The 4,335-nt window shown below is 34.0% G+C and carries 4 protein-coding genes and 1 pseudogene; 3 read left to right on the forward strand and 2 right to left on the reverse strand.

The window, feature by feature from the left end:
• The 3 genes and pseudogenes from OS138_RS12560 to OS138_RS12570 form a co-directional block, all read left to right on the forward strand.
• The coding region (locus OS138_RS12560; protein ID WP_325070187.1) for an IS30 family transposase at positions 1 to 414 on the forward strand (414 nt) is incomplete at its 5' end.
• Between the two features lie 144 nt (positions 415 to 558).
• Positions 559 to 1,731, forward strand: a pseudogene (locus OS138_RS12565) (IS256-like element IS256 family transposase).
• A gap of 490 nt (positions 1,732 to 2,221) precedes the next feature.
• The gene (locus OS138_RS12570; RefSeq protein WP_002303333.1) at positions 2,222 to 2,581 is read left to right on the forward strand and encodes an iron-sulfur cluster biosynthesis family protein; all 360 of its coding nucleotides are present in this window, start codon (positions 2,222 to 2,224) and stop codon (positions 2,579 to 2,581) included.
• Between the two features lie 72 nt (positions 2,582 to 2,653).
• On the opposite strand, the gene OS138_RS12575 is transcribed toward OS138_RS12570, so the two are convergent.
• Both OS138_RS12575 and OS138_RS12580 read right to left on the reverse strand, forming a co-directional pair.
• Entirely contained in the window at positions 2,654 to 3,472 is an 819-nt protein-coding gene (locus tag OS138_RS12575; RefSeq protein ID WP_002316734.1) for a Cof-type HAD-IIB family hydrolase, read from the reverse strand.
• Positions 3,473 to 3,885: 413 nt separating this feature from the next.
• The gene (locus OS138_RS12580) at positions 3,886 to 4,236 is read right to left on the reverse strand and encodes a GNAT family N-acetyltransferase (protein ID WP_002324485.1); all 351 of its coding nucleotides are present in this window, start codon (positions 4,234 to 4,236) and stop codon (positions 3,886 to 3,888) included.
• Positions 4,237 to 4,335 lie beyond the last annotated feature (99 nt).

A 4,335-nucleotide genomic window follows, 5' to 3' on the forward strand; every position in this document is an offset into this window, starting at 1 on the left:
GTTGAGCGACTTTCAAAAGCCATTATCGCCTTGAAACCAGAAGGCCGTAAGGCAGTTGATATTGAAAATTCGATTAATGAATGGCTTCAATCCGTACCCAAAAATCTTTTCAAATCAATTACCTTTGGTTGTGGAAAAGAATTCTCTAATTGGAAAAGTATTAGTAATACAAATGATATTGATATTTATTTCGCAGACCCAGGAACGCCTTCCCAACGGGGATTAAATGAACATTCAAACGGACTCCTCCGAAAAGATGGACTACCAAAAGAAATGGACTTCAACCAAGTCAATCAAGGATTCATCTCATCCGTTGCGTCCAGAAGAAACCATATCCCTAGAAAATCACTAAATTACCAAACACCATTAGAAGTTTTTTTGAGTTACGTAAATGGAAAGTTTTGTCTCGCTTAATTTGACAAATAATAATATATGAAAAGGAAAACGTAGAAAATTAGATAAAGTCCGTATAATTGTGTAAAAGTAAAAAGGCCATATAACAGTCCTTTTACGGTACAATGTTTTTAACGACAAAAACATACCCAGGAGGACTTTTACATGACCCAAGTACATTTTACACTGAAAAGCGAAGAGATTCAAAGCATTATTGAATATTCTGTAAAGGATGACGTTTCTAAAAATATTTTAACAACGGTATTTAATCAACTAATGGAAAATCAACGAACAGAATATATTCAAGCAAAAGAATATGAACGAACAGAAAACCGACAAAGTCAACGAAATGGCTATTATGAGCGCAGCTTTACGACACGTGTAGGCACGCTAGAATAAAAAGTACCCAGAACACGTGATGGCCATTTTTCACCCACAGTGTTTGAACGTTATCAACGAAACGAAAAAGCCCTCATGGTTTCAATGTTGGAAATGTATGTATCAGGCGCTTCAACTCGTAAAGTATCAAAAATTGTGGAAGAACTTTGTGGTAAATCCGTCTCTAAGTCCTTCGTTTCTAGCTTAACAGAACAGCTAGAACCTATGGTTAACGAGTGGCAGAATCGTTTATTATCAGAAAAAAATTATCCTTACTTAATGACCGATGTACTCTATATAAAAGTACGAGAAGAAAATCGAGTACTCTCAAAAAGCTGTCATATAGCGATTGGAATAACCAAAGATGGCGACCGTGAAATTATCGGCTTCATGATTCAAAGTGGCGAAAGCGAAGAGACCTGGACAACATTTTTTGAATACCTAAAAGAACGCGGTTTACAAGGTACGGAACTCGTTATTTCTGATGCGCACAAAGGATTAGTCTCTGCCATTAGAAAATCCTTCACCAACGTAAGTTGGCAAAGATTCCAAGTTCACTTCCTAAGAAATATCTTTACCACCATTCCTAAAAAAAATTCAAGATCTTTCAGAGAAGCTGTTAAAGGAATTTTTAAGTTCACAGATATTAACTTAGCGCGTGAGGCTAAAAATCGATTGATTCATGATTATATCGATCAACCAAAATATTCAAAAGCTTGCGCATCATTGGATGATGGATTCGAAGACGCCTTTCAATATACCGTACAAGGAAATTCCCACAATCGACTAAAGAGTACCAATCTAATTGAACGACTGAATCAAGAAGTACGCAGAAGAGAAAAGATTATTCGCATCTTCCCCAATCAAACATCAGCCAATCGCTTAATTGGAGCCGTTCTTATGGACCTGCATGATGAATGGATTTATTCTTCAAGAAAATACATCAATTTTGATAAGTAGAAATTGTAAAAACATTGTATAGCATTTTACACAGGAGTCTGGACTTGACTTAGATGATTATGAACTAATACAGTGTCGGAGGATACTTATGTATTTAAACTAAACTATTTTAGAAAAACCAGTAATCCTTTGAATTTTCTATTGGAAAATGAAGTAAAATATTATAAGAATAACCTTTAAAGTTGGGCAACTATTATTCAAACATCTAAACATACTCCTAAGAGAAATAGATATATAATAGACTAAGGAAGCGTTTTAAATATTGTAGAAAATAGAGAAAATTTATCAGATCTTCGGTTTAATTTTTACAGCGTTAATCGCTCTTGATATGAATGAGCTCTGATAAAGCCGAAGTAAATTGGCGATTTGAAAAGTTCAATTATTTGAGAATAGAATATTTTTTATATAGAATTGAGTTATAGTTAAGGGGGAATAGGTGTGTTAAATAAAATGTCAATTTCAACTGTGGAAGTCGATGGTGGTCGTGAAAATGAGCGATAATTTATTTTTAGAAGTACAACCAGAAGTATTTAAGCAAGTACCTCGTTTAAAGGATGGATTCTTGTTAACTTTAAATGATGGCTCTAATCAATTTTCTTCAGCAGAGGGATGCTGTATGATTGGTGATCATTTTTTATTAGTTTCCACACAACATTATATTCCAGCATATGATTTAACAATACCTTGCGAAGAAGCAACAGTTAAAACATCTGAATACGATACTACCTTTATTAATGGGCATTTAGTATTAGAGGTAACTCCATCAAATCAAACAATTCGTTTAAAGAATGAAAGTGGTATTTTAGATAGCAATGTCCAAGTCTATTTTGACTCATCAGACGCTTCGTAAATCTGTTCTAAATATAGTTTTAAAACCTCGAATATTTCTTATATCGAGGTTTTTTGATGAATTACCTAGTGTTTACGTGTTAGGGAACAATCGATCGAGCGTCACTAAAACACCGTCTTCGTCATTTGAAGGACATTGATGCTTAGCAACTTGCTTAACAGCTTCCGTTGCATTATCCATTGCATAACTCAGACCACAATACTCCAACATCTCAATGTCATTGCCCCCATCTCCAAAAGCAACGCACTGGTCAGGATTAATCCCCAAGCGCTCAACTAACATTTTCAAGCCGAAAGTTTTATGGCACTCAGAAAGAATCAAGTCTACAGAACCATGACCACTACTGGTAGGTACTAATAGCCCGGCTAATTTTTCACGGAACAATTCAACGTAAAATTCGGTTTTTTCAACAGGCATAGTCGGAGCAAATTTTAAAATTTTATCTTGAACTTCTGCAAAATCAGCTACCCATTCTAATCTATGGTAATAGATATTGGTTAGATCAAAAAATGCTTGACTCACCTTTCCTCTTTCACAGTAGGCACTATTCAGACCACACATCACATTTTTTACTTCAGGATAGTCTTTACATAAATCAAGGACCACCTCGATCGCTTTTCTAGGCATATCGGCTGAAAATAGTACCTCTGTTTTATCTTTAACAAAAGCACCATTTTCAGCAACAAAACTTAATTCATCATAATAATTTGGAAATAACGATCTCAATTGGTAGTATTGATTTCCACTTGCAACAACAAATTGACAATCAACAGCTTTCATTCGCGATAAAACAGCCTTGAACCTTGGGATATCGTATGTGTAATCAGTACGAGCAAATGTTCCATCCATATCTACTGCTACCAACTTTAGATTATGAGGATTCTTATTCATAAAAACACTCCTGTCGCCTTTGATATCTTCATTATATTGAAAAAGTATTCAGACCTAAAGCAGCCTATTTTTCTTACTCCGTTAAAAATAAGAACATTTCTAATTTCAGTTAACTATCTAGATACATACAAGCCATTTTTTGTATTAAAAGCTACCGACCTGTCTTTCTCCTAACCCACAGGTCAGCCTAAATCAGTGTTGACATAAGATTTTTATCATTTTTACTTTAACTGATTTTCTATAACTGGTACATCCTTGGTCAGCTAGTATCATAAGTTGATCCTAAGATAAGCACCTTATTACTGAATGTAATACACAAATTTGATCTGGATAATTCATAACCTAGAAATAGGCCATCAAAATAAAAATATTACTTTTATTCATGTTCAATCAGGTAATAAACCATTCATGAATTATTTTTTTACTAAATGCGTTATAGGGTATGGTTTACCAAAACCATCTAAGTCTTCTTCAGATTCAATTTCAAATCCATGGCTTAAATAAAAATGTTTTGCATATTTATTTTGACTATTAACATCAATTCTTTTTATATCTTCAGTTTCAATCAGCTCAATTAATATTTGACTACCATATCGCTTACCAATAAAATCTGGATCAAGAAATAGCATAACTAATTCTTCTGCACTTACACCACTAAAACCGACAATTTCTCCGTTATCTTCCCATAAATAAAGTTTAACCTCATCTAAGTTCTCAGGAATGATTGCTTTATAAAACGCCGTTTGTATAATTAAGCGAGACAAATAAAAAAGCCATTTATGTTACACTCAAATTGTAATACCCGCTAAAGCATACAAGGAGAGTGAACATAAATGACTTATACCCATCTTACACCAAACGAG

Source organism: Enterococcus sp. E5-37 (assembly GCF_035726925.1).
Classification (GTDB): domain Bacteria; phylum Bacillota; class Bacilli; order Lactobacillales; family Enterococcaceae; genus Enterococcus_B; species Enterococcus_B faecium.

What these genes read in the sequence shown, in the direction of transcription:
- OS138_RS12570 (WP_002303333.1), top strand. Translation starts at nt 2,222, where the DNA reads ATGAGCGATAATTTATTTTTAGAAGTACAACCAGAAGTATTTAAGCAA.
- OS138_RS12575 (WP_002316734.1), bottom strand. Translation starts at nt 3,472, where the DNA reads ATGAATAAGAATCCTCATAATCTAAAGTTGGTAGCAGTAGATATGGAT.